The organism is Ramlibacter sp. (assembly GCF_035706265.1).
In the GTDB taxonomy this organism is placed as follows: domain Bacteria; phylum Pseudomonadota; class Gammaproteobacteria; order Burkholderiales; family Burkholderiaceae_C; genus Ramlibacter.
The window spans coordinates 1-2,101 of the sequence record NZ_DASSVG010000178.1 but is presented as its reverse complement, the minus strand read 5'-3'; the positions used below and the strand labels follow the sequence as shown (position 1 = coordinate 2,101).

Here is a 2,101-nt window from a genome sequence, read left to right as displayed (position 1 = left end):
ACGCAGGAACGCCGGCAGGTCGTCCGCGTCCGGCAGGCTCTCGCGCTCGCTCCAGCGCGCCAGCGCCTTCAGCTTGCGCAGCGCGCGGTCGGCGGCGTGGTCGTCCTCGGCGATCACGCCCAGGAAGCTGCCGTCGCGCACCACGCGGACGACGCCCGCCAGCGCCTCGACGGCCGCGCTGTCCACTTCGCGCAGCACGGCGCCGGGCGAAGGCGGGTGGGCGACGCGCGCGTACAGCAGGCCGGGCAACACGACATCGTGGAGGAAGGCGGGGCGGCCCAGCACCTTGTCGGGCAGGTCCAGGCGCAGGAGCTCTTGCGTCTCGGAGTCGATTGCCGGCTTCGGCTGCGCGCGGCCATCGGCCTCGCGCTCCAGCAGCGCCGGGTCGGCCAGTTCCCAGTAGCTGGTGCGCAGCGTCGGCACGCCGCGTACCTGGATCTCGCCATCGTGCACCTGCAGGTCGTCGACGGCCACTTCGAGGCGCTGGGCGGCCGCATGCAGGTAGATGTCGCGCGCCTCGGCGCACACCTGGCGCAGCGCGCTGCCGGAGTGCTGCACCGAGAGGCTGCCGGAGGTGAAGCCCTCGTTCGGCGAGCCGGCCGTGCTGGCGGGCCGCATGTCGATGCGACCCGGGTCCACGTCGAGCTCCTGCGCCACGATGCGCGCGAGCGCGGTGGTGATGCCCTGGCCCAGTTCGACCTTGCCGCTGCGCACCTCGACGCGGCCTTCGGGCCGGACCGCGAGCCACTGCGACAGGCGCGGATTCGCCTTCAGGCTGGGGGGAAGTTCGCTCATGCGACGGCTCCCGCCTGCGCGGCGCGCAGCACGGCGCGCACGATGCGGTTGTGCGCGCCGCAGCGGCACAGGTGCGGGTCGAGCGCCGCGCGCACCTGCGCTTCGCTCGGTTGCGGCACGCGCGCCAGCAGCGCGGTGGCGCTGGCGAGGATGCCCGAGAGGCAGTAGCCGCACTGGCCGGCCTGTTCGTCGAGGAAGGCCTGCTGCAGCGCGCCGGGCCGGCCCTGGTCGTCGGACAGGCCTTCCACCGTCACGATCGCGCGGCCCTGCACCGCCGCGATCGGCGTGTCGCAGGCAGGCACCGAGACGCCATCGAGCAGCACGTGGCAGGCGCCGCACTCGCCCGCGCCGCAGCCGAAGCGCGTGCCGACGAGGCCCAGCGCGTTGCGCAGCACGTCGAGCAGCGGGGCGTCTTCCTCCGCCTCCACGGTGCGCTCGGCGCCGTTGATGCGCAGGTGGAAGGTCTTCTTCTGCATCTTGCGTCTCCTTGCCCGCGACTCTACGGACTTTCCTTTCCTCCTCCTGCGGGCGAGGGAAAAGAAGAACCCGGGGGTATACTTGCCCTCGCTCCGGGGTGCGAACGGCCGCAGGCCGCCTTCGCTGAGATGGCAACACCAAACCCGTGAACTTGAACCGGTTCGTACCGGCGTAAGAAGAGCTTGTCGGGCCAGGCCTCCCTCAGGGCCGCAGCCGTCCGCCATCCCCTCCGGAGCACCGCTTGTTTCGCGAAAGGGCTGGCCGCATGCATCTCCTTCCCCGTCTTTCCTTCCCCTTCGGCACGCTCCGATGAAGATCGGCATTGCCGGCGCCGGCCTGCTGGGCCGCCTGCTCGCGCTGCAGCTCGCGCGCGCAGGCCACGAAGTGCACGTGTTCGACCCGGCCCCGCACCCGGAAGCGCGCGGCGCCGCCGGCTGGACGGCCGCCGGCATGCTCAGCCCGGTGGCGGAGCTGGAGTGCGCCGACGAAGGCGTGTTCGCGCTGGGCGTGCGCTCGCTCGCGCTGTGGCCGCAGATCCTGGCGCAGCTGGACGTGCCGGTGGAATTCGGGCGCGAAGGCAGCCTGCTGGTGGCGCACCGCGGGGACGAAGGCGCGGCGCGGCGGGTGATGGATCTGCTGCAGGAGAAGGTGCGGGCACTGGACCCTCGCCTGCGCGGGGATGACGGGGTGGGGCGCGGGAATGACGGTGCGGACGGTCCCTGGATCCAGCCGCTCGACCCGCAGCAGCTGCGCGAGCTGGAGCCCGCGCTCCGCGGCCCGGCCCACGCCTGGTTCATCCCGCGCGAGGGCCGCATCCACACGGTGCAGG

Annotated in this window: 3 protein-coding genes and 1 riboswitch; of the genes, 1 reads left to right on the top strand and 2 read right to left on the bottom strand. The window is 72.9% G+C overall.

All coding sequences use genetic code 11. The annotated features are described in order from the left end of the window. Positions 1-795 (bottom strand): molybdopterin cofactor-binding domain-containing protein (locus tag VFM98_RS06735; protein ID WP_325109139.1); only part of this gene is annotated, 795 nt, incomplete at its 3' end. Continuing rightward, entirely contained in the window at positions 792-1,271 is a 480-nt protein-coding gene (locus VFM98_RS06730; RefSeq protein ID WP_325109138.1) for a (2Fe-2S)-binding protein, read from the bottom strand. The genes VFM98_RS06730 and VFM98_RS06735, both read right to left, overlap by 4 nt. A gap of 84 nt (positions 1,272-1,355) precedes the next feature. Continuing rightward, a riboswitch (TPP riboswitch) is annotated at positions 1,356-1,467 on the top strand. 114 nt (positions 1,468-1,581) lie between these two features. Between VFM98_RS06730 and VFM98_RS06725 the strand changes: the two genes are divergently transcribed. After that, on the top strand, positions 1,582-2,101 hold a 520-nt coding region (locus tag VFM98_RS06725; RefSeq protein ID WP_325109136.1), incomplete at its 3' end, for an FAD-dependent oxidoreductase.

Excerpts from the sequence above, each read along its gene's own strand:
- VFM98_RS06730 (WP_325109138.1), bottom strand. The coding sequence starts at position 1,271 with ATGCAGAAGAAGACCTTCCACCTGCGCATCAACGGCGCCGAGCGCACC.